We start from the raw sequence: 21,950 nt of genomic DNA on the forward strand, positions 1-21,950 counted from the left end.
CTGTCTGTCTTTGTACTGCTGACTTTTATTCTGAAAAGTTGCCTGAAAAATGGGGTCTGTCCCCATTTTTCAGGCAAGAAGCTTAGGCGGCGCGGCGGGTCTTCCACTCGAAGGTGCGCAGCGCGGCGGCGATCAGGTCCGGCGACAGGCCCAGGGCCCAGCCCGTGGCCAGCGCGGCCAGCACGGCTTCGCGGCATTCCTCCTCGTCGCTGGGCAGGCAGCTGGCGGGCAGCACGGCGACGATGTCGGCACCGTCGGCCAGCACGAAGCCGCCCTCGGCCAGGAACACGGCCTTGCCGCCGGCCTGGCGGTGCGCGTCGATCGGCCCCGCGTGCGGGTCGATGCCGTAGAAGATCACGTCGCCGTCGCACAGGCGCGCCATGTCGGCCACGTGGGCGTCGCCCGCGTTCAGAACGGCCACGCCTTCGGGCAGCACCACGTCGACCTGGTTGCGCAGCACATTGAACATCTTGTCCGGCGTGTCGATATAGAACTCGTGCAGCTCGTCATGGCCTGCCGTGTCCGTGACGACGCCGACGGTGCAGCGGTCGTAGGCGAAGCCCTCGGTCAGGATCATGCGGTTGCCGTTGGCGAAAACGGCCGACTCGACGTTCTTGTTCAGCAGCAGGCGCTGGCCCGATTCCCATTCCGTCAGCGGGCCGCGGGCGATCTTGCGCCCGTTCAGGTAGACCCCTTCCTCGCAGGCCACGCCGACATAGCGGCCCGATACCTGCAGCTGCCACGCCGTCAGGCGCGCGATCAGCGCCGTGTGGCGCGTGCCGGAAACCCCGACGATGGGAATGCGGCCGTCCTCGCCCGCGGCGAACAGCTGGTCGACGATGGCGGCGCCCACGTTGCGGGGCGTGCCGCCGGCGGCCGGCTTCAGGTGGGCCAGCAGGCCCGGGCTGGCATTGACTTCGATGATGGCGCCGCCCTGCGCTTCCAGCGGCTGCGAGACATCCTGCACCACCATGTCGATGCCGGCGATGTCCAGGCCCACGGCGCGCGCGGCCAGGGCCGCCATTTCCGCCACGGCCGGATGGACTTCATCCGTCACGTCGTTGGCAACGTTGCCGTTCAATTGAATGAGGACCTTCCTGCCCGCATCCGGCACGGAATCCGGGGTCAAGCCCTGGCGTTGCAGGTCCAGCTGCACTTCGGCCGACTTCTTCGGCTCGACGATATTGAGGGGGAATTCCTCCGTCGTGCCACGCCGGGGATCGGTATTGATCTGCGAATCGACCAGGCCCTGCACACTGTGCACGCCGTCGCCCGTGACCCACAGCGACTCGCCTTTCGACGCCGCGACGACCTTGCGGCCCACCACCAGCAGCCGGTGTTCGTCGCCGACGATGAATTTCTCGACGATGACGGACTCGCTGCCGCCCCGCTCGACGGCGATATCGTAGGCGGCGCGGATGTCGGCCTCGGTCGACAGGTTCAGCGACACGCCCCGGCCATGGTTGCCGTCGTACGGTTTCACGGCCACGGGCAGGCCGATTTCCTGCGCCTCTTCCCAGGCCGCGTCGGCGCTGGTGACGAGGGCGCCTTCCGGCACGGGCACGCCGCAGGACTTCAGGATGTCCTTCGTCATGTCCTTGTCGCTCGCAATGCCTTCGGCAATCGCGCTGGTGTTGTCCGTCTCGGCCGTCCAGATGCGGCGCTGGCGGGCGCCATGCCCCAGCTGCACCAGGTTGCCGTCGGTCAGGCGGATATGGGGAATGCGGCGCTCGGTGGCGGCATCGACGATATTGTTCGTCGATGGGCCCAGGCACAGCGACTCGACCATGTCGGTCAGCTCGGCCACGGCGGCCGGCACGTCGAAGGCTTCGTCATGGATGGCGGCCAGCAGCAGCTCGCGGCCCAGGGCCAGGGCCTTGCGCCCCACCTGCTCCTGGCGGGTACGGAAGGCCATCTTGTAGATGCCCGAACCTTCGGCCGTCTGCCGCGTCTTGCCGAAGCCCGTACGCATGCCGGCCAGGTTCTGCAGCTCCAGCACGACGTGTTCCAGGATATGGCCGGCATAGGTGCCATCGCGCAGGCGCTCGATGAAGCCGCCCACTTCGCCCACGCCGCAGCGGTGCTCGACCAGGCTGGGCAGCCAGGCCGTCAGGCGGTCGGCCAGGCCCGGCAGTTTATTCGAAGGGAAGTCTTCCAGCTCGCCGATATCCAGCCAGGCTTCCACCACGGGACGATAGGTCCAGATATTCGGTCCGCGCAGGTGTGTTACACGGAGAAGTTCGATGTCTTTCTTCTTTGTCATGTTTTTGCTCTGCTACGTCTTGCGTTATATACTCCGCAAAAGCAGAGCTTCCTCTTCTTTATCGTCTATTCGTACAGCCGAAGAATACAATATTCACTGTCCTACCCTTCGACTACGCTAAATCGTGTCAGCGCAACAGGGGCCTGATCCGTTGATTTTGCTAGTTTAGTTATTTTCCCACCGAATCAACATTCTTGCCACTTGGCAAAAACACCACCGGAGTAGCGCCAACAATGATAACAACCGACTTTCCCTCCGAGCAGACCCGGGTCGAACTGCCAGAACGGTGGCATGCCGAAGCGAAACTCCAGCTTGCTCCAGGGGAAAACGTACAGAGTGCTCTGGAGGTTGACCTCGATTCGAAACTGCATTTCGCCAAAGGTATCATTCTTTTGACGGAGCATCGTGTACTGTCGCGTGCGCCGGGCGCCGCCGAATGGCAGGCCTGGCCCTACCGCGCCGGCATGAGGCTGAAGCTGCACGACCACGCCGGCGTCGGTCACCTGGAACTGTTCGACAGCCATGGCCGCCTGGCAGCCTGGCGTTTCACCCTGGGCCAGAACCTGCACGCGCTGCGCCTGGCGGAGCAGTTCACGCCGATGCTGGAAACGGCGCTGACGGGCGTGCCCCCCGTGCGCATCGAGGAACACGCCTGCCCCACGTGCAAGGCGCCGCTGGCGCCGGACGAAGTCGATTGCCCCATCTGCACCAAGGTGGTCTACACGCCGCCGTCCACGTGGACCCTGTTCCGCCTGTGGCGCTTCGCCCATCCCTACCGCTGGCAGCTGCTGGGCGGCTTCACCCTGATGCTGCTGTCCACGGCGGCGCACATGATTCCGCCCTACCTGTCGATGCCCCTGATGGACAACGTGCTGATCCCGTACCAGAACGGCCAGCCCGTCAACACGGAGCTGGTGACGATGTACATGTCTGGCCTGTTGGGCGCTGCCGTGCTGGCGTGGATACTGGGCTGGGCGAAGACCTATGTGCTGGCGCTCGTGTCGGAGCGGATCGGCGCGGACCTGCGCACGAATACCTATGAACACCTGCTGCGCCTGTCGCTGGAATACTTCGGCGGCAAGCGCACGGGCGACCTGATGTCGCGCATCGGCAGCGAAAGCGACCGCATCTGCGTGTTCCTGTCGCTGCACTTGCTGGACTTCGCATCGGACTGCCTGATGATCATCATGACGGGCGTGATCCTGTTCTCGATCGATCCATGGCTGGCCATGGTGACCCTGGTGCCGCTGCCCTTCATCGCATGGCTGATCCACCTGGTGCGCGACCGCCTGCGCACGGGCTTCGAGAAGATCGACCGGGTATGGGGCGAAGTGACGAACGTGCTGGCCGATACGATTCCCGGCATCCGCGTCGTCAAGGCCTTTGCCCAGGAGACGCGCGAAGCGAACCGCTTCCGCGTCGCCAACCGCCACAACCTGGCCGTCAATGACAAGTTGAACAAGGTGTGGTCGCTGTTCTCGCCCACCGTGTCGTTCCTGACGGAGCTGGGCCTGCTGGTGATCTACGTGTTCGGCATCTGGCAGGTGTCGCAGTCGCACATCACGGTGGGCGTGCTGACGGCCTTCCTGACGTACTCGGCCCGCTTCTACGGCCGCCTCGATTCGATGAGCCGGATCGTCTCCGTGACGCAGAAGTCCGCCTCGGCCGCCAAGCGCATCTTCGACATCCTCGACCACGTGTCGTCCGTGCCGGAGCCAAGCAACCCCGTCAAGGTGGGCAAGATCGAAGGCAATATCACCTTGCGCGAAGTGGGCTTCCGCTACGGCAACCGGGCCGTCAACCGCGGCGTCAACCTCGAGATCAAGGCGGGCGAGATGATCGGCCTGGTGGGCCACAGCGGCTCGGGCAAGTCGACGCTGGTCAACCTGATCTGCCGCTTCTACGACGTGGCCGAAGGTGCCATCCTGCTCGACGGCGTCGACATCCGCTCGTTCGCCGTGTCGGACTACCGCCGCAATATCGGCCTGGTGCTGCAGGAGCCCTTCCTGTTCTTCGGCACCATCGCCGAGAACCTGGCCTACGGCAAGCCGAACGCGACGCGCGCCGAAATCATGGCCGCGGCCCGCGCGGCCCACGCACACGACTTCATCCTGCGGCTGCCACAGGGCTATGATTCGATGGTGGGCGAGCGGGGCCAGGGCCTGTCCGGCGGCGAACGCCAGCGCATCTCGATCGCCCGCGCCCTGCTGATCGATCCGAAGATCCTGATCCTGGACGAAGCGACCGCCTCGGTCGACTCGGAAACGGAGAAGGAAATCCAGAAGGCGCTGGACAACCTGGTGGCCGGGCGCACGACGATCGCCATCGCCCACCGCCTGTCCACCTTGCAGCGCGCCAACCGCCTGGTCGTGATGGACCGGGGCCGCGTGGTCGAGGAAGGCCCGCACGAGGAACTGATGGCCCAGGAAGGCGCGTATTACCGCCTGTACCAGGCGCAGGCCCGCAACGTCGACACCGACCTGGACGACACCAACACGAAACGCCATGACGACAATTGATTTTCAGCTGGAACGCGACGCCTTCGGGCGCCTGAACCTGACCGACGCCGCCGGCACGGTCCACCACAACGTGTCGCCCGTGCGCGCCTTTCCCGTGCAGGCGCCGGACGAGGGCCTGGCACTGGTCAATGGGGACGGCAAGGAAGTGGCGTGGATCGACCGCCTCGACGACCTGCCGCCGGCAGTGGCCGGCCTCGTGCGCGAGGAATTGTCGGGTCGTGAATTCATGCCGGAGATCGCCCGCATCATCGACGTGACGAGCTTTGCCACGCCTTGCACGTGGACGGTGGAGACGAACCGGGGCCGTACGGAGTTCGTGCTGCGCGGCGAGGAAGACATCCGCCGCATCGGCCCGGAGGCGCTCCTGGTGTCGGATACGCACGGCATCCATTTCCTGATCCGGGACCAGTACGCGCTGGACAAGCACAGCAAGAAGATCCTGGACCGCTTCATGTAAGGGCCAGGATCGCGCTCGGGAGGAGCGATGGCAGGCATGCCATCGCCAAGCGGCAGGCACCCCCGCCCCACCCCTTACTGCTGCAAGTACGCCGAGCAGGCAGCCTGCTTGCGTGCAGCGCCGCTGCACACGGCGCGCCGGCACTCGACGGCGCCTGATTCGCCCGGTTTCGGGCAGCGGGCAAACACGGCCGATGCCCGCTCGGGGGCCGTCCGGGCCGGCGTCTTGTCCTTGCCGCGTTCCTTGACCGATTCGGCCGACTCGTCGCCCGACGCGCCGGAACTGGCCGCTTCCACTGGCGCCACGGCCGCCCGCGGTGCCGTGCCGCCCACTTCCGTCGCCAGCCAATCCGGCAGGTCGCGCACCAGCGCCGCCGGCGCCGGCGCCGGCTTGGCCGGCTTCGTTCCCTGTGCCAGCAGTTCCTCGGCCGACGGCAAGGTCGGCGGCGCGCTCGGTCCCGCTCCCATGGCGGCATCGGACCGGGGCAGGTCCATCGTCGCGACCTCCGGGGCGGCCGGAACGGCAGCCGCGGGGGCAGCCGGGATGGCCGGGACGCTCGGGGCCTTGGCGGCGCCCTGCTCCGTGACTGCCTTGCCCAGCTTGTCGACCTGGCTGGTCGTGACGACCTGGTAGCCAAGGTAGACCGAGCCGGCCGTGAACGCCACCACCAGCACTGCCAGCACGCCGAACAGGACCTTGCGCGACAGCGCCGGCGTGGCTGACTCCGCGCGCGGCTGTACGGTTTGCTGCGCGTCCGGCTGACTCTCGGGCCGCGCCGTGAACGGGGGTGGAACTTGGCTTTCGTCTTCCATCGTGGGGCTCTGTTGGCAATCCGTTAAAGCTGGCTATGATATCACTCATGTTCGCGCGGAGGTCCTCGCGCGTCTCCCCACGCGCCGCCTCACGCTGGCCCGCCTCGGCGCCGTCGCTGCCGCGCCTGACCCGGCCTTCTCGACCCGATCCGCCCCTATGTGCGCCCGCGCACCGAGCCGGCGCCCCCACGGCGCTACGGTAGCTCGTTCAAATGCAAGGAGAAACCATGAGCGACGATCGGAAGCGCCAGTCAGCCAAGGCAGTCAGCATCGAACCGGCCACCATGCCCGCCGGCGGCTGGGGCTCGGTGAGCGAAGTGACGCACATCCTGCTGGACCAGCACGTGGCAGGCAAGGACAGCCGCCTGTTGATGAGGCAGAACAAGCCGGACGGCTTTGCCTGTGTCAGCTGCGCCTGGGCCAAGCCGGCCAATCCCCATCCCTTCGAATTCTGCGAAAGCGGCGCCAAGGCCACGGCCTGGGAAACCACCAGCCGCGCCATCGGCGCCGATTTCTTCGAGCGCCACACGGTGACGGCGCTGGAGAGCTGGTCCGACCATGACCTGGAGGACCAGGGCCGCCTGACCGAGCCGCTCCGGTGGGATGCCGCCAGCGACAAGTACCGGCCCGTCGCCTGGGACACGGCCTTCGCCGAGATCGGCGCGGCGCTGCGGGCCTGCCAGCGCGACCAGGTGGTGTTCTACAGTTCCGGCCGGGCTTCGCTGGAGACGTCCTACATGTACCAGCTGCTGGCCCGCATGTACGGCAACAACAATCTGCCGGACAGCTCGAACATGTGCCACGAAAGCACGTCGGTGGGCCTGAAGAAGACCATCGGCGTCCCGGTCGGCACAGTGACCCTGGACGACTTCGAAAAGACCGACTGCATCTTCTTCTTCGGCCAGAACGTGGGCGTGAACAGCCCACGCATGCTGCACCAGCTGCAGGAAGCGCGCCGGCGTGGAGTGCCGATCATCACGTTCAATCCCCTGCGCGAGCGGGGCCTGGTCAGCTTCACCAATCCCCAGTCGCCGCTGGAAATGCTGACGGGCTCCGAGACGGCCATCAGCACCCAGTACCACCAGCTCAAGGCAGGCGGCGACACGGCCGCCCTGATGGGGCTGTGCAAGGCCATCCTGGCACGCGACGACGCGGCCGTGGCGGCGGGCGGCCAGCGCGTGCTCGACATGCCCTTCCTGCACGAGCACACGGACGGCTTCGATGATTTCGCGGCCGCCGTGCGGGCCTGCCCGTGGCAGGACATCGAGCGCGAGGCGGGCCTGCTGCGCGAGGCGCTGGAGCTGGCGGCCGACGTCTACTGCAACTCGTCGGCCGTGATGGCCGTCTACGGCATGGGTGTCACGCAGCACCGCAACGGTGTACAGAACGTGGCGATGATCGTCAACCTGCTCCTCATGCGCGGCAATATCGGCAAGCCCGGCGCGGGAGTCTGCCCCGTGCGCGGCCATTCCAATGTGCAGGGCCAGCGTACCGTCGGCATCACGGAAAAGCCGGAACTGGCGCCGCTGGACAAGCTGAAGGTGCAGTACGGCTTCGAACCGCCCAGGAAGCCCGGCATGAACACGGTGGAGGCCTGTGAAGGCATCCTGGCGCGGCGGGTCCAGGCCTATATCGGCCTGGGCGGCAACTTCATCCGCGCCGTGCCGGAAACGGCGATGATGGAAGCGGCCTGGCGCGAGCTGCCGCTGACGGTGCAGGTCTCCACCAAGCTCAATCGCAACCACGTCATCCACGGCAAGGCCTCGTACATCCTGCCCTGCCTGGGCCGCATCGAAGTGGACCGGCAGGCCGGCGGCGCCCAGTCCGTGACGATCGAGGACAGCACGGCCTGCATGCACGGCTCGCGCGGGCTGGCCGAACCGGCCGCGCCGGGCCTGCTGTCGGAACCGGCCATCGTGGCCGGCATCGCCAAGGCCACGCTCGACGCCAATCCCCGCGTCGACTGGGACGGCTGGGTGGCCGACTATGCCCGCGTGCGCGCGGCCATCGCCGAGACCTTCCCGGAGATCTTCCATGACTTCGAAGCGCGCATGTGGACGCCCGGCGGCTTTCGCAAACCGCTGGCCGCGGCCCAGCGCATCTGGAAGACCGAGAGCGGCAAGGCCGGCTTCACCGTGCCGGATACCTTGCAGGGCGACCCGGACACGGCCGGCCGCGACCCGGACGCGCTGACCTTGTTCACGGTGCGCAGCGACGGCCAGTTCAACACCACCATCTACAGCAACGACGACCGCTTCCGGGGCGTAAAGGGCAGCCGCATGGTGCTGTTCATGGCTCGCGCGGACATGGCCCGCCATGCCCTGTCGGCCGGCGAACTGGTGACCCTGCGCACCCCGTCCGACGATGGCGTGGCGCGCCGCGTCGCCGGACTGGCCGTCGTGCCCTACGATATCCCCGAAGGCTGCGTGGCCGGCTATTTCCCGGAATGCAATCCCCTGATCCCCCTGTGGCACCACGCCAAGGAAAGCAAGGTGCCGGCGGCGAAATCGATCGACGTGCTGGTGGAACGGATGGCGAGCGGGAGCGCGTCATGAACCTGGACGCGCGCGTGCTGCATCCGGCCGCCTCGTGCAGCATCCCGGCGGCGCGCTGGCAGGAAGGCTGCCTGGCGCCCGGCCACGAGGTGGTGCCTGACGAGGTGCCCGTGGCCCTCGTCTACAACGGCATCAGCCACGCCGTCATGCTGGCCTCGCCCCAGGACCTGGAGGACTTCGCGCTGGGCTTTTCGCTGAGCGAGGCGATCGTGCGCCAGGCAAGCGACGTCCGCGATATCGACGTCTCGGAGGCCGACGAAGGCTTTGTCGTGGCGATCGACATCGCCGCCGGTGCGATGGCGCGCCTGAAGGCATCGCGGCGCGCGCGCACGGGCCGCACCGGCTGTGGCCTGTGCGGCATCGAAAGCCTGCAGCACTTCGCGGGGGAGCTGGCGGCCGACGGCGAGCACGCCCGCGTGACGCCTGCCGGCACGCCCCTGGCGCCGGCCGCGCTGCACCGGGCCATGTCGGCCATGCACGCGCAGCAGCACCTGCACCATGCCACCGGCGGCGCCCATGCGGCCGGGTGGGCGGACCGGGACGGTAACGTCCTGGTCGTGCGCGAAGACGTCGGCCGGCACAATGCGCTGGACAAGCTGGTGGGCGCGCTGGCCCATGCCGGCAACGACAATGCCGCCGGCTTTGCCGTCATCACGAGCCGGGCCAGTTACGAAATGGTGCAGAAGGCGGCGCGCGCCGGCATCGGCCTGCTGGCGGCCATCTCGGCGCCGACGGCAATGGCCGTTCGGATCGCCGACGCGGCTGGCGTGACCCTGGCCGGTTTCGTGCGGGACGGCCGGCATGTGCTGTACACCCACGCCGGGCGGCTGGGCGGCTAGGCAAACGAGCAAGGAAACGTCAGGGCTTGCGCTCCAGGTAGGGCCGGCAGGCGGCCTCCTTGCCGGCGCCGCCATTGCAGATATGCCAGCGACACATGACGGCACCCTGCTTGCCCAGCGGCGGACAGCGGATGAAGGTGCGGTCCCGCGCCGCCCTGGCGGCGGCCTGCCGGCGTGGCGCCTGTTTTTTTTCGGCCTTGCGCACCCTGCGTACCGGTTCGTCGCCGTCGGCCTTGCCATCGGCCCTGACGGTGCCTTCCCCGCTGCCGGCAGCCAGGGCTGTCGTCGTCACGGCAGCCGCCGCCAGGGTGGCCGGGTCGACCAGGCTTTCATCGGCGGCGAGCGATGCCGCCGCCGCTTCGGCAGGTGGCTGCGGCGCCACTGCCGGTGTCAGCGACCCCGGTGCACCCAGCGCGGCGGCCTGGCCGACGACCTGCAGGCGCCGGTCGACGGTGATGCCATGCACGATCCATGCGGCCACACCTGCCAGCAGCAGCACGACCAGCGCGCCAGCCGTCCATATGGCGTGCTGGCGGCGGCGTTGCACGCCGAGGAGATCGCGCGGCCCATCCGGCACGGGTGGGGCCGACGCAGTAAAGGAATCGTGCGGCCCGTCCGGCACGGACGGAGCCGGCTCGGAAAGGGGACCTTCGTCAGGAGGAAGCGTAGTAGCCATACTGGACAGTATTACACCGGCGGCCACCGCGGCGCAACGCCGCGCGTCAGCCGTGCGCAACCCCGTCAGGGCGCTTTCTTGCCACGCGGCAGGGTCGTCTCGGCGATCTGGTGCACCATCAGCCGCCAGCCCCGCTCGTCGCGCACCCAGACGCGGATATAGCGTCCCGCCGATATGCCACGCACGCCCTGGCGCACCAGTTGCGTGTGGTAGGTACCGGTGACGATGGCGGCCGTGCCCGTGATGCGGATGTCGTAGCTGCCGATGTCGTAGGTCAGGAAGCGCAGTTGGCCGCGCTGCAGGGCCAGCAGCATTTCCGTCTTGTGCCGCAGGCGCCCGTTGCTGCCGACGTGGATATGGTCGCTGCTGAGGATGGTGCGCAACGCCATCGCATCGCCCCGGCGGATGGCCTGGAGCCACTCCTGTTCGGCCGTCCATACGGAATCGAGGGCAGCGGCGTTCGGACCCGCCGTGTTCGGTCCGACCGGTGCCGGCGCGTCCTGCACGGCCATGCGGACAACGCCGTGGGCATTGCCGGGGCACAGGCAACTGGCCGCCAACAGCGCGGCCGACAGTGACAATTGCATAGGCTGCATGAACGTCCCCTGCGGCAGGCGCTTTGCTGGCGGCCGCCGGAACGGCGGCGCGGCCCTGCCTGCCTGGCCTCATTCTACTGCGGTGCAAGCCACGGGGGCGCGCGCACGGGCCTGACGACTCTGACAGGCGCGGGGCGCGCGCTTACGTGGTCTTGCGCACCGAAGGGCGCCTGCGCCCGTGCTATGTTGGGTTTCGCGCAGTGTCCACGGAACCATGCAGCCATGACCTTTGCCAGTGACCAGTTCAACCAGCCGGAGCGGCTGTCGCCCCTGGCGCAGCACCTGTTGCGCCTGCGCGATACGGTGCTGGACAACTGGACCAATGCCGTCCAGCTGACGATTCCGCCCGCCCGCGCCCTGTATGTGCCGGTACTGATCAATACCCTGCCCGTGTTCTACGACAACCTGGTGCAGGTGCTGTCGCCCGGCTATCCGCGCTGCGCGGGCGACCCCGGCGACAACCTGCCCGCCGCCCATGGCGACGAGCGCGCCCGGCTGACGCAATACAGCCCGCGCGACGTGGTGCGCGAGTACCAGGTCTTCCGCAATATCCTGATCGCCGCCTGCGTGGCCGACGGCATCGCGCTGCAGCCCAGCGAACATGCGTTGATCAACGAGTTCATCGACAGCGCCATTCAGGAGGCCCTGACAGCCTACGTGGCACGCCAGAACGAGTTCCGCGAACGCTACCTGGCCGCGCTGGCCCACGATATCCGCAATCCGCTGTCCAATATCGGCATGGCGGCACAGCTGATCCTGGCGCGCCAGGACAGCGCCGGCGCGCACGCGCTGGCCGGCCGCATCGTCGACAACGTCGCCGCCACCGATACCCTGATCCGCGAAATCCTGGACGGCGCCACGGCCTACCACGGCGAGCAGCTGCGCATCGAGCTGGCGCAATGGGACATGCTGGTCCTGGCGCGTGACGTGGCCGGCGCCGTGCCGGGCCACCCCGTCGTCGTGCAGGGCGACTCCGTGCTGGGCTACTGGTCAGGCGCGCACGTGCGCCGTGCCCTGCAGAACCTGGTGGGCAACGCCGTCAAGTACGGTGTCGACGGCGAGGCGCCCACGATGCTGGTAAGCGCCACGCATGGCCGGGTGCAGGTCTCCGTGCACAACGACGGCGAGCCGATCGCGCCGGAGCGGCTGCACCAGATCCTGCAGCCCTTCCAGCGCGCCGCCTGCGGCAGCGAAGGCTGGGGTCTGGGCCTGCACTTCGTACGCAGCGTGGCCGAATGCCATGCGGGCAGCGTCACCGTCGACAGCTCCGCCGCGCGCGGCACCACCGTCACGCTCGACCTGCCGGTCGATCCGCGGCCGCTGGTCGAGCTCGCGGCCGGCGGCGCCGGCCCCCATTAGAAGCTGCGGCGCACCAGCGCCCTGGCCTGCCGCGCGCTGTGTTCGACGGTCTCGAAATGCAGTGCCCCGCCGGCGAACCACACGCCGCCCTCCCCTTGCAGGCGCGCCACCTGTTCGAAGAAGCGCCCCTGCAGGGCTGCCTGTCCCACATGGGGAAAATAGTCCCATTCGCGCCGCAGGGCCACCCTTTCGAGTTGTCCGCCGGCCCGGGCGACATCGGCCGCCAGCAGCGCCGTCAGATCCGATGGCGTCGCCTGGCCCGGCGCCTGCTGCCAGCCCAGGTACATCGGCGTGGCCGGATTGCGGTTGGCCCACGCGTTCATATGGCCGATGCGCGCCGGCCGCTCGTTCTCCAGCAGGAACAGGAACTCGCCCGTGGCCAGGCCCGTGGCGGCGAACGCGCTGACGACATAGCGGCTGCTGCGCAACTGGCCGAACAGTGCCGTCTCTTCCTCCGTCAAGTCCATGAAGCGGTGCACCGTGTGCAGGGGCGCCGTGACGATGGCGGCGTCGAAGCGGTGCTCCGTGCCGGCCACGGTGAGCCGCACGCCGTCGCCGCCGCGTACCAGCCGGGTGACGGGACTGGAAAGCCGCACGTCGTGCTCGCGCGCCAGCGCTTCCCACAGGCCCTGGAAGCCGTCGGGGAACATGAAGAACTCGCCCGGCAGCAGGCTGCCCTGGACTCCCGGGCGCAGCAGCCAGCCGATCAGCTTCATCAGGTAAAGCGCCGGCACCGTTTCGCTATGGCCGTAGCCGAAGCCCGTCAGCGCGCCACGCGCCAGTTCGGCCACGGGCGTGAAGCCGTGCAGCGCGGCGTAGCGGTCGAACGGCAGTTGCAGGTCGTCCGGCACCTCGGCCAGGTCGTCGTCGCACACGGCGGCGCAGCGGGCCAGTGCTTCGCCATAGCACGCCACCGCGCGGGCGATGGTGGCGCCATCCCAGCGGCTGGCGAGGAAACCGGCCGCGTCGTGGCGCACCCCGTGTTCGTCCAGGAAGCGTTGCGGCACCGGGTAGGCGGCCCGGCGTATGCCGAAGCGCTCCGCCAGGCCCAGTACCAGCTCGCATTCGGCCGATGCCAGCACGGCGCCCAGTTCGACCACGCCCGCCGGCGTGGCGACGGAACAGACCTTGCCGCCCACGCGGCTGTCGGCCTCGAAGACCGTGACGTTGGCGTAGCCCAGCTGGCGCAGGGTGTCCGCGGCCGTCAGCCCGGCGGGCCCGGCGCCGACGACGGCAATGCTGCGGTCTTTTTTCATGCACATTCCTTGTCGATCGTGGGGGTCTCGATGCTGGCGCGCAGCAGCCGGTCCGCTTCGATCCACGCCGCCAGCGCCGGCGGCACGGGCGGCGAAACCGGGTCGATGGCCAGCGCCTCGCACATCTGCGCGCTGCCGACGATGCCGCGAGGGCCGACGATGCCGCCCTTGGCGTGGCCCGATGCGACGGTGACGCCATCGCGCACGAACTCGAAGCGGATATACGACCAGCGCGCATCCCAGCACGTGATGGCGAAACGCAGCGTGTAGCGGCGCAACGGCTTCAGGCCGCGCCGGTAGGCGATCATCGAGCCGCCCAGCATGGGCCGCCAGCCCCGCCGGAGCGCGTGGGCCATGAAGCCGGCCCGCGTCATGTAAGCCACCAGCGCCAAATCGACGATGGTGAGATAACGGCCATTGTTCATATGGCCGTTCAGGTCGACGTCGCTGGGCAGCACCGTCAGTTGCAGCTCGATGGTGTCGCCCAGCGTGACCTTCGGCTTGTGCCGCGCGCCCAGCCAGACCAGCAGCAGCCGCCAATACAGGTTCATCGGCTCAGGCCGCGTTGGCGACGGGCCTGCGCGCCTGCGCCGCCACGTGCCGCAGCACGGCCTGGGTTTCGGGGCGCAGGAAGGCATCGACGAAGGCGTCCAGCGGCAGCGCGTCCACGTCCGCGAACTGGTCGGCCAGGTCGCGCCGGGCGATCGCGCGCGTTTCGGCCAGGCCGCGCCGCGGCAGGGCCAGCAGCTCACGCAGGCGGCCCGACGCCGTTTCCACCACCTGCCCCGGTTCGGCCAGTTCGTCCACCAGGCCCATGGCCAGGGCCTGGCCGGGATCGAGCATGCGGCCGAACACGAGCATGCGCTCCGCGTGCAGCGCGCCCACGACGCGCCGGATCGCGTACTGGAAGCAGGCCGGCAGCGCGACGCCGACGCGCACTTCGTTCAGGCCGATATGCCAGGCCCCGCGCGCCATCACGCGGTAGTCGCAGAACACGGCCAGCAGCGCACCGGCCGCCATGCAGTGGCCCGTGATCGCGGCGACGATGGGCACGGGCCCATGCGCCATCTCGGCCGCCAGCAGGAACACCTGCTGCCAGTAGTCGCGCACGTCGGCCCGGTCGCCTTCGAGCAGCGCGGCGATGTCGACGCCGGCCGAGAACACGCCGGGCAGGCCGGCCAGGACGATGCCCCGGGCGCCGTCGTGCCGGGCCTGGACCAGCCCCGCGCGCAAGGCGCGCAGCACGGCAACGTCGATCAGGTTGATGGGCGGCCGGGCGATGCGCAGTTCGGCGATGCCGGCTTCGTGATTGAGAATGTCGAACATGAAGTCTTTCGCGTTCGTTCGCAGGATCAGGCCTTGATGATGTTGTACTTCAGGCACCACTCGCGCACGTCGCGGAAGCGCTGCTCGTTCAGGCGCTGGTTGTTGGGCGAGTTGCGCACGGCGGCGATGGCCTCGGCGTCGTCCGGCTTGATGGGGAAGTCGAACGACGCGTGCAGCGCGATCTCCGGCATATACGTGTATTCGGCCAGCAGGAAGCCGTAGCCCTTCTGGAAGAAGTCGCACATCTCCGCAATTTCGCCGGCGGGCGCCGTGTCGAAGTAGTTTTCGCAGACTGTCTTGGCGAACGCGATATGGCGCAGTTCTTCCGTGTGGTGCTCACGGAACATGGTGCGGGTCAGCGGGTCGATGCCGTCCGTCTGGGTCTGGAAGATCGAGTTCAGCTCGGCGAACCATTCGATCAGCAGGTTCCAGCAGATGCCGTACACCGGGTGCTTGCCGGCCAGCTGCTGCTCGAACAGCGAATAGTTCGGGATGTTCTCGGGGTGGCTCCACAGGCGCAGGCCGGCCGCCTCCAGGTAGCGGCGGAACATCAGCGTGTGCACGATTTCCTCACGCGAGAACACCATCAGGTATTCGCGCACGTCGTCGGTCAGCGCGCCGTGGTACTTGTTCACGTAACCCACGTACAGCTCGGGCAGGGTCTGCTCCAGCCAGATGAAGTAGGACACGTCGCGGCCCGTCTCCAGCCACAGCACTTCGTTCTGCTGCTCGGGTGTCAAGGCATCCCAGTACGGCGTGCCGTAGATCCAGCTGGACTCGGCCACCTTGGGGGGTTTCGAGAAATCGATGCCCTGCTCCCAGTCGACCACCTTGTCCAGGAACAGCAGGTTGCGGTGCGAGGCATTGATCAGGGTGCGCACCGTCTTGCGGCTGCGTTCGTTCAAGACGATGGGGTTGGCGGCGACTGGCTGTACTGCGGTGATGCTGGCTTCCATGCTGTTCTCCTTCGGGTTTTTGGTATTGGTATGTCGGGAAACGTGCTGCAGCTTCGGTGGTGCTGGTTCAGGCGGCGACGGCTTCGTCGCGCAGTTCGCGGCGCAGGATCTTGCCCACATTGGTCTTGGGCAGGGCGTCGCGGAATTCGATGTACTTCGGCTTCTTGTAACCGGTCAGCTGTTCGCGGCAGTAGGCCATCAGGACTTCGCTGGTAAGGTTCGGGTCCTTGCGAACGACGAACAGCTTGACGGCTTCGCCGGCGGCGGCATCGGGCACGCCAACGCAGGCGCATTCGAGCACGCCGGGGTGGGCCGCGACGACACCTTCGATCTCGTTCGGGTAGACGTTGAAGCCCGAGACGAGGATCATGTCCTTCTTGCGGTCGACGATCTTCACATAGCCCCGCTCGTCCATGATGCCGACGTCGCCCGACTTGAAGTAGCCGTGCGGCGTCATGACCTTGGCCGTCTCGTCCGGGCGGTTCCAGTAACCGGCCATCACCTGCGGGCCGCGGATGGCGATCTCGCCGGCCTGGCCCACCGGCACGGGGCGGCCGTCGTCGTCCAGGATCGCCACTTCCGTCGACGGCACCGGCAGGCCGATGGTGCCGGAGAAGGTGTCCAGGCCGGGCGGGCACAGGGTCGCCGTCGGCGACGTCTCGGAAAGGCCATAGCCTTCCAGGATGGGCGAACCGGTGACCTTGCGCCAACGGTCGCTGACCACTTCCTGCACGGCCATGCCGCCGCCCAGGGTGATGCGCAGGCCGGAAAAATCGACCTTGGCCAGGTCCGGCTGGTTCAGCAGGCCATTGAACAGCGTGTTCACGCCGGGGAAGAAGTTGACACGGTACTTGGACAGTTCGCGCACGAAGCCGGGCATGTCGCGCGGGTTCGGGATCAGGACGTTCATCGCACCCCAGCGCGCGCCCATCAGCATGCAGGCATTGAGCGCGAGGATGTGATACAGGGGCAGCGCGCACATCGTCACCAGGCCGCCGCCTGCGGCATCGCGCAAGGTGGGGCCGGCCCACGCGTCGTTCTGCAGCATGTTGGCGATGACGTTACGGTGCGTGAGCGTCGCCCCTTTCGACAGTCCGGTGGTGCCGCCCGTGTACTGCAGGAAGGCGATATCGTCATGGCCCAGCTCTACGGGCACCGGCGCCATCGAACCTCCTTCGGCCAGCGCGCGCTTGAACGGCACGGCGCCGGGGAGCTCATAGGCGGGCACCATCTTGCGCACGCGGCGCACGACGAAGTTGACAAGGGTGCCCTTGCCCAGGCCCAGCATATCGCCCATCGTGCCGACCACCACGTGGCGCACAGCCGTACGGGAGAGCACCTTCTCCAAAGTGACGGCGAAGTTCTCCAGCAGGATGATGGCCTCCGCGCCCGAGTCGCGCAGCTGGTGTTCCAGTTCGCGCGGCGTGTACAGGGGATTGACGTTGACCACCGTGCAGCCGGCGCGCAGGATGGCCGCCACCGCCACCGGATACTGCAGCACGTTCGGCATCATCACGGCCACTCGTGCGCCCTTGCGCAGTCCCCGCCCCTGCAGCCAGGCCGCCAGGGCCCGCGAAAAGCGGTCCAGTTCGCGGTAGGTCAGGAAGCGGTCCATGCAGGCGTAGGCGCGGCGCTCGCCGAACTTGGCGAACGATTCCTCGAACAGGTGCACCAGCGAGCGATACTGCGCCGGGTCGATGGTGGCGGGTACGCCGGCGGGATACGATCCGAGCCAGATCGGTTCATTGTTCATGCTTGTTGGTCTCCTCTCTCATGCGCATCAAAGCGTGCGTCTTTTCATCGGCGGCGGGGCCCGCCACCGTGTCGATCTCGGCGGGCGTCAGGGCCCGTCCGTCGGCCGCGAGGATGCCGACACCGGCAACCGGCAGCCCCGTGGCCTTTTCCACCATCGTCAGGCGCGCCCCCAGCGGGTTGGGCGCCCATTTCTCGCCCCACAGGGTCATCGCGGCCAGCACCGGGTACAGCGAAAAGCCCTTTGCCGTCAGCCGGTAATGCACCACCCGCGCATCGGTCGCCGACACCTCGCGGCTGAAGATCCCGCTCTCCACCAGCCGCGCCAGCCGCCGCGTCAGCACATTGGTGCTGATGCCCAGGTCGCGCTGAAAGTCCTGGAAGCGGCTCATGCCGCAAAAGGCATTGCGCAAGATGACAAAAGTCCACCATTCGCCCACCTGCTCCAGCGTCTGCGCGATGGGGCAATTCATTTCAACAAACGAGCCCTTGCTCATGCTGTGTCCTTTACAACGTTGAATTTACTTTATGGAAACCACTCTCTTTAAACAAGTGAATTTTTAGTGGCCCGACTCTAGGTTTTTTGGTAACAAAAGCACGAGCGTGCGGCTGCGGGTGGGTGACGGCGGGGAAAATGAAAAATGCCGGCATAAGCCGGCGTCGATGGATGTTGCGTGGTAGCCGCGCGGCGGGGCTACTGACGCTGGAACTTGCCCGTCTCCGTCAGCCTGGCGACAGGACGGCCCTCTTCCAGGCACACGTAGTCGCGGTTGAAATGGCAGCCCGAGATCTGATCCACCACCTTGCCGCCGGCAATAGACAGGTAGACGCCGGACATGACGTCGCGTTCCTCGTTGCGCACGACCTCGAAGTCATCCACGCGCACCAGGGTGACTTGCTTAAACGGCGGGAATACCAGGAAAGTCGCTGCCGCCTTCTGCCGGAACGGCGGCGAGAACCCGCCCGCATATTCCTGGCCGGCCCTTTCGTAGTCGTGGTTGCCGATGATATCCATCAGCGCGTCGCCACGCTTCGCTTCGGCCACGTAGGGGAAATAGTCCGGCGCGCACAGCTCCGTCGTCTGCGGTTTGCCCTTGCGGCCGACGATCTTCGGCCGGCAGGTATTGTTATATCGCTCGTAATCCATCGGCAGCGGCGTCACCTTGTATCCCGCGGCGATGGACGCGACGGCAGGCGCTGGCGCCGGTAGCTTCGGGGCATCGGCCTTTACATAGCTGTGGAAAGTGGCGCCGACGGGAATCAGGATACGGTCACCGACCTGGAAGAATTCCATCACGGGCCCGGCGCAATTGGCCGGCGACGACGTCAGCGAATAGACCGTTTTCGTCTTGGCCAGCCCCACGCCGAAGTTTTGCGCCAGGAAGCTGTCGAGCTGTTTTTCCGTGACGCCCTGCTTGCTCAACGGCTGGAATACTTCTGGAAACAGGTATTCGTCCGGGCTGAATTGCGCCACGCAGGCGTCGGACAGGGCGATTTCCTTGGAACGCACGATCAATGACGTGAATTGGGGAACACTATTGGGGCGGGCGAAATAATCCGCTGTCTTCTCCAGGTTCCAGGGTCGGTCCGGGCCCTTGGCGCTGCAAAAACAGGCACGATGGCGCCCATACACAAGAAAAACACTATTGAAAAACGCATCGATATTCCTGAAGTGGACCGCGCTGAGGCGCTCTGCGAGTCAATCCGAGTGAGAGGATTCGCGGTCGGCTCTCGCACGACGGGCGTCGCCCGCACCGGGGCGGCCGCCAGCTTGCGCCGCAAGGCATCGTTCCGCATTCGCATTGCGGCAAATTCTGTCATTTCCCCAGAGCCATAGTATAGTGCCATCCTCGGAACCGCGTCCTGATGAAAGCGCCGCATCTGGCCGGAAGCCTACAACTGCCGGCATGCCGAGAATAAGGTCATTTTTCTTTGAATCGCAGCGTCGCCGACAACCGACGGACCAGTTCAAGGAAGTACACTTTAGATACCGGCACAATGCCCCTGGACTTCGCAACGTCGGCATTCGTCAGAATGACCAACTCGACATCAACCGAATCTTTCCGCGCAGGATCGCCGCGATGCACACCGATATATCCGAAGTCTCGCTCCCCTGTTTTTCGCACAATCTGCGCAATCGAGGCGAAGCCGTTCGCCGGACCGCTGAACGAAGAAAAGTGCACATCGCTTTTTTCAATCGAAACGATATGTTTGACTGAATCGCCGAGCTGGTATTGCGCCCAGAAATTCTCGTTCACACGCTTCGGTTCAGCATTCAGCGCCCGAACTTTCCCTTCATATGAGGCGGCATTGGAATCTTTGAGATATATCGTTACGTCCGGGTGGTCAACCAGCTTGTACATTGCAGCGACATTCCGGATGCCGGGGTCAACATCACCGATGAATGCGTGCGGCAGGCAAAGTCCCGCTTGTGCCGGAATATGAAAAATGGGCCGATACGATATATTATTCGCGAAGCGCCTTGCCATCTCGCTGCTGGACGGCTCGCCGGGCGCTGCGGCTAGCCGTGTGAACAGGACGTGTTCGCCAATATTTACCAGAAGCCGCACCGACGATTCTGTGTACCACGCCCGGCTCCCGTGAGGGAGACCAGCAAGGACTTCAACTTTCGAAATACCAGCACCATCTGTGCGTTGTTGAGCAAGACGCCGTTCAACAGCTTCTCTTGAAATAGCGAATGCAGTACCGATAGAATCTTTTTGAGCGTCGTCCAACTTGTTTGAAATCAATAACTCGCCTTTGTACAGAAGGCGCACCCCTGACGCCCGCTGCCCATCTGGAAACTCAAAAGGAATGGACTGGGACGGTCTGAGCAATTCCTCGCGAAATACAGCCGGCGAAATGCCCGCAACCGAGGCATTTCCGGGGAGATCCACCAGCAGGCGCCCAACGCATTCACTTCGCCACTGATTTTCCGACGCCTCAGCGCTACATAACGCCGACACGCCCAGTACTAAAATGGAAAAATAGTCAAGATTCGCCGTCATGGCTTCGCCTCCTGCAGTTTTTCGACATTTCGCTCACTTCGCTGGAGCATTGCTTCGTACCGGGATTTTAGAAACGCCCGGAACTTAGGGTCGTCCGGCCCTTGAAAGCGGGTATATTCTCTGGGTTCATCTCTCATGGCGATGCGCCACTTCCTTCTCGCGAGCCCATCGGGGTCAGTTTCAAACTCGGCCAGGAATTCTTTTGCGAGGGTTACATATTCAAGTTCATAATCCATATATATTTTCCATCGCTCTTGCTGGTAATTAAGGGACGGGGTCGGCCAGCCTTTAATCTTTCCCGGCCATTTAGGATGATTTGGTTGATAATCGCTAGAGATCGCCGAAACATTCCCACCCGGGTCACGAAGTATCCACAACTCCCCGGGCGAACCGCTTGAATATGGCGCGACTCTGACATCTTCAATTTTTGTGGTTTCGAATAGATTGCCATCAGACCCTTTAGACGAAACTGTCGTACGTACACGAACCGTCAAATCCGGCCGCCACTTATGTGGCAAAGAATAGCAGCACACAGTCCCTCCAGCGCTGTACGGTTCGATTGTTTCGCCAACTGAGGCGTCCAAATCGTCGCCTTTCAAAATTGAGTAGAAGAATGTCTGTTCGGTATAATTGACGCCGTGCACGCTTACTGAGGTGTTCTCGCTACAGCCAGATCCGGAAAAAACTAGAAGTATTGATATCCCGGTAACGCGACAAAGGTTTTTCATTTTTTTTTCGACCATCGACATCACGCCCTGTCCTCCCTGTCATTTCCTTGGTTACGCCAGTAGGCGAAGTCGGTAACATCAAGGGCTCGCTGAGAATCAGATTGGATGATTATGGCATGATGTGCCCAGCGAACTAGATTAGAGAACTCTAAATCACCCTCCACGATGCTCAAGGCATCCGTAACAAGACGGTAGTAATAAAGTGTATTTGCTGTGATTTGCAGGCCAGTATTTTCGAGAACACTCAGTATCTCATCCACCAGACTGTCTTCGATTAATTCACCGTATTGCTCTGTAGAAAAAACCAACGATGGCGGTTTATTGTCGCTTGTCTCCCATTGCTTAGCACACAGGGAATTCCATTCACCATCTCGCCCGACAAAGTACCATTTTGAAGCAGGGCCGAAAAATAAAGACCTCTGCGAGGAAGACAATACTGCTATGACTCTCTCGATTCTTCTGGTATCGGAAAACCTTAAGTTAAACCGTTGACCGTCAGCCTCGACTATGCAACATTCTGCCAATCTGAGAGCAACCTCTGGTAAGTTTTCTGGGGTTTCTATTGCGGCGACCATCGGCCACCCGTCGCATGCGACTAACGCCCGATTCAAAGCGTCGCGGCTGTCGTAGCGTATTACAAAAGGAGAGACGCTTGCTGCTTGGTCATCAAACCCCGGCAAATATCGGAACAGTAAATCGGTTTCCGCGAAGAGGAATTGTTTATGCAAAGATTGAACAAATGCTCCTTCCAGTAACATGTAGAGGTAATTGTCATTCTCTTCGGGGCTGGCCGAATAGTTCTCCAGCTCAGTGACCCAATCGGTTCGAAATTTCGAGATAAACATAAA

19 protein-coding genes are annotated in these 21,950 nt (G+C 65.1%); 5 read left to right on the forward strand and 14 right to left on the reverse strand.

From position 1 onward, the window contains the following. Positions 1–82: 82 nt before the first annotated feature. A complete protein-coding gene (locus GM672_RS15620) occupies positions 83–2,263 on the reverse strand; it encodes a cyanophycin synthetase (protein WP_155471462.1) in 2,181 nt (726 codons plus the stop codon). A gap of 233 nt (positions 2,264–2,496) precedes the next feature. Here GM672_RS15620 and GM672_RS15625 point away from each other — a divergent pair, with 233 nt between their 5' ends. Then, a complete protein-coding gene (locus GM672_RS15625; protein ID WP_155471463.1) occupies positions 2,497–4,782 on the forward strand; it encodes a cyanophycin metabolism-associated ABC transporter in 2,286 nt (761 codons plus the stop codon). Beyond that, positions 4,769–5,239 (forward strand): cyanophycin metabolism-associated DUF1854 family protein, encoded by a 471-nt coding sequence (locus tag GM672_RS15630; protein WP_155471464.1) that lies wholly within the window; start codon positions 4,769–4,771, stop codon positions 5,237–5,239. The genes GM672_RS15625 and GM672_RS15630 overlap by 14 nt, the downstream gene beginning before the upstream one ends. Positions 5,240–5,313: 74 nt before the next feature. Here GM672_RS15630 and GM672_RS15635 read toward each other — a convergent pair whose 3' ends face one another. Next, positions 5,314–6,051: a hypothetical protein gene (locus tag GM672_RS15635; RefSeq protein ID WP_155471465.1), complete on the reverse strand. Its 738-nt coding sequence runs from the start codon at positions 6,049–6,051 to the stop codon at positions 5,314–5,316. Between the two features lie 284 nt (positions 6,052–6,335). Between GM672_RS15635 and GM672_RS15640 the strand changes: the two genes are divergently transcribed. Further along, positions 6,336–8,606: an FdhF/YdeP family oxidoreductase gene (locus GM672_RS15640; RefSeq protein ID WP_155471486.1), complete on the forward strand. Its 2,271-nt coding sequence runs from the start codon at positions 6,336–6,338 to the stop codon at positions 8,604–8,606. After that, positions 8,603–9,445 (forward strand): formate dehydrogenase accessory sulfurtransferase FdhD, encoded by an 843-nt coding sequence (fdhD, locus tag GM672_RS15645; protein WP_155471466.1) that lies wholly within the window; start codon positions 8,603–8,605, stop codon positions 9,443–9,445. Before GM672_RS15640 ends, fdhD begins: the two co-directional genes overlap by 4 nt. A gap of 19 nt (positions 9,446–9,464) precedes the next feature. Here fdhD and GM672_RS15650 read toward each other — a convergent pair whose 3' ends face one another. Next, entirely contained in the window at positions 9,465–9,992 is a 528-nt protein-coding gene (locus tag GM672_RS15650; RefSeq protein WP_155471467.1) for a hypothetical protein, read from the reverse strand. Between the two features lie 194 nt (positions 9,993–10,186). Beyond that, positions 10,187–10,717: a nuclear transport factor 2 family protein gene (locus GM672_RS15655; protein ID WP_155471468.1), complete on the reverse strand. Its 531-nt coding sequence runs from the start codon at positions 10,715–10,717 to the stop codon at positions 10,187–10,189. A gap of 222 nt (positions 10,718–10,939) precedes the next feature. Between GM672_RS15655 and GM672_RS15660 the strand changes: the two genes are divergently transcribed. Next, entirely contained in the window at positions 10,940–12,076 is a 1,137-nt protein-coding gene (locus GM672_RS15660) for a sensor histidine kinase (RefSeq protein WP_170300091.1), read from the forward strand. On the opposite strand, the gene GM672_RS15665 is transcribed toward GM672_RS15660, so the two are convergent. The 10 genes from GM672_RS15665 to GM672_RS15710 form a co-directional block, all read right to left on the reverse strand. After that, positions 12,073–13,332, reverse strand: a complete 1,260-nt coding sequence (locus GM672_RS15665) for a flavin monoamine oxidase family protein (RefSeq protein ID WP_188916046.1) — start codon at positions 13,330–13,332, stop codon at positions 12,073–12,075. The two genes, GM672_RS15660 and GM672_RS15665, sit on opposite strands and share 4 nt — an antisense overlap. Then, on the reverse strand, positions 13,329–13,883 hold the full coding sequence (locus tag GM672_RS15670) for a thioesterase family protein (RefSeq protein ID WP_170300092.1): 555 nt from the start codon (positions 13,881–13,883) through the stop codon (positions 13,329–13,331). Before GM672_RS15670 ends, GM672_RS15665 begins: the two co-directional genes overlap by 4 nt. A 4-nt stretch (positions 13,884–13,887) precedes the next feature. After that, positions 13,888–14,658 carry an enoyl-CoA hydratase/isomerase family protein gene (locus tag GM672_RS15675; RefSeq protein ID WP_155471472.1) on the reverse strand — a complete coding sequence of 257 codons (771 nt, stop codon included), beginning with the start codon at positions 14,656–14,658 and terminating at the stop codon, positions 13,888–13,890. Between the two features lie 26 nt (positions 14,659–14,684). Further along, positions 14,685–15,614 (reverse strand): diiron oxygenase, encoded by a 930-nt coding sequence (locus GM672_RS15680; RefSeq protein ID WP_155471473.1) that lies wholly within the window; start codon positions 15,612–15,614, stop codon positions 14,685–14,687. 67 nt (positions 15,615–15,681) lie between these two features. Next, positions 15,682–17,367, reverse strand: coding sequence for a long-chain-fatty-acid--CoA ligase (locus GM672_RS15685; RefSeq protein ID WP_155471474.1), 1,686 nt, complete (start codon positions 17,365–17,367; stop codon positions 15,682–15,684). Then, entirely contained in the window at positions 17,357–17,863 is a 507-nt protein-coding gene (locus tag GM672_RS15690; protein WP_155471475.1) for a winged helix-turn-helix transcriptional regulator, read from the reverse strand. Before GM672_RS15690 ends, GM672_RS15685 begins: the two co-directional genes overlap by 11 nt. A gap of 197 nt (positions 17,864–18,060) precedes the next feature. Beyond that, positions 18,061–18,876 carry a hypothetical protein gene (locus tag GM672_RS15695; protein WP_155471476.1) on the reverse strand — a complete coding sequence of 272 codons (816 nt, stop codon included), beginning with the start codon at positions 18,874–18,876 and terminating at the stop codon, positions 18,061–18,063. Between the two features lie 412 nt (positions 18,877–19,288). Continuing rightward, positions 19,289–20,374: a hypothetical protein gene (locus GM672_RS15700; RefSeq protein WP_155471477.1), complete on the reverse strand. Its 1,086-nt coding sequence runs from the start codon at positions 20,372–20,374 to the stop codon at positions 19,289–19,291. Further along, complete coding sequence (locus tag GM672_RS15705) at positions 20,371–21,123, reverse strand: DUF3304 domain-containing protein (RefSeq protein ID WP_155471478.1); 753 nt, start codon at positions 21,121–21,123, stop codon at positions 20,371–20,373. Before GM672_RS15705 ends, GM672_RS15700 begins: the two co-directional genes overlap by 4 nt. Next, positions 21,123–21,947 (reverse strand): DUF4123 domain-containing protein, encoded by an 825-nt coding sequence (locus tag GM672_RS15710; protein ID WP_155471479.1) that lies wholly within the window; start codon positions 21,945–21,947, stop codon positions 21,123–21,125. The genes GM672_RS15705 and GM672_RS15710 overlap by 1 nt, the downstream gene beginning before the upstream one ends. Positions 21,948–21,950 lie beyond the last annotated feature (3 nt).

This window comes from Pseudoduganella buxea, from assembly GCF_009720835.1.
GTDB classification, from domain to species: domain Bacteria; phylum Pseudomonadota; class Gammaproteobacteria; order Burkholderiales; family Burkholderiaceae_D; genus Rugamonas; species Rugamonas buxea.

Excerpts from the sequence above, each read along its gene's own strand:
- GM672_RS15710 (WP_155471479.1), bottom strand. The coding sequence starts at position 21,947 with ATGTTTATCTCGAAATTTCGAACCGATTGGGTCACTGAGCTGGAGAAC.
- GM672_RS15700 (WP_155471477.1), bottom strand. The coding sequence starts at position 20,374 with ATGACGGCGAATCTTGACTATTTTTCCATTTTAGTACTGGGCGTGTCG.
- GM672_RS15705 (WP_155471478.1), bottom strand. The coding sequence starts at position 21,123 with ATGTCGATGGTCGAAAAAAAAATGAAAAACCTTTGTCGCGTTACCGGG.
- fdhD (WP_155471466.1), top strand. The coding sequence starts at position 8,603 with ATGAACCTGGACGCGCGCGTGCTGCATCCGGCCGCCTCGTGCAGCATC.
- GM672_RS15635 (WP_155471465.1), bottom strand. The coding sequence starts at position 6,051 with ATGGAAGACGAAAGCCAAGTTCCACCCCCGTTCACGGCGCGGCCCGAG.
- GM672_RS15630 (WP_155471464.1), top strand. The coding sequence starts at position 4,769 with ATGACGACAATTGATTTTCAGCTGGAACGCGACGCCTTCGGGCGCCTG.
- GM672_RS15675 (WP_155471472.1), bottom strand. The coding sequence starts at position 14,658 with ATGTTCGACATTCTCAATCACGAAGCCGGCATCGCCGAACTGCGCATC.
- GM672_RS15640 (WP_155471486.1), top strand. The coding sequence starts at position 6,336 with ATGCCCGCCGGCGGCTGGGGCTCGGTGAGCGAAGTGACGCACATCCTG.
- GM672_RS15655 (WP_155471468.1), bottom strand. The coding sequence starts at position 10,717 with ATGCAGCCTATGCAATTGTCACTGTCGGCCGCGCTGTTGGCGGCCAGT.
- GM672_RS15660 (WP_170300091.1), top strand. The coding sequence starts at position 10,940 with ATGACCTTTGCCAGTGACCAGTTCAACCAGCCGGAGCGGCTGTCGCCC.
- GM672_RS15690 (WP_155471475.1), bottom strand. The coding sequence starts at position 17,863 with ATGAGCAAGGGCTCGTTTGTTGAAATGAATTGCCCCATCGCGCAGACG.
- GM672_RS15625 (WP_155471463.1), top strand. The coding sequence starts at position 2,497 with ATGATAACAACCGACTTTCCCTCCGAGCAGACCCGGGTCGAACTGCCA.
- GM672_RS15620 (WP_155471462.1), bottom strand. The coding sequence starts at position 2,263 with ATGACAAAGAAGAAAGACATCGAACTTCTCCGTGTAACACACCTGCGC.
- GM672_RS15685 (WP_155471474.1), bottom strand. The coding sequence starts at position 17,367 with ATGAACAATGAACCGATCTGGCTCGGATCGTATCCCGCCGGCGTACCC.
- GM672_RS15665 (WP_188916046.1), bottom strand. The coding sequence starts at position 13,332 with ATGAAAAAAGACCGCAGCATTGCCGTCGTCGGCGCCGGGCCCGCCGGG.
- GM672_RS15670 (WP_170300092.1), bottom strand. The coding sequence starts at position 13,883 with ATGAACCTGTATTGGCGGCTGCTGCTGGTCTGGCTGGGCGCGCGGCAC.
- GM672_RS15680 (WP_155471473.1), bottom strand. The coding sequence starts at position 15,614 with ATGGAAGCCAGCATCACCGCAGTACAGCCAGTCGCCGCCAACCCCATC.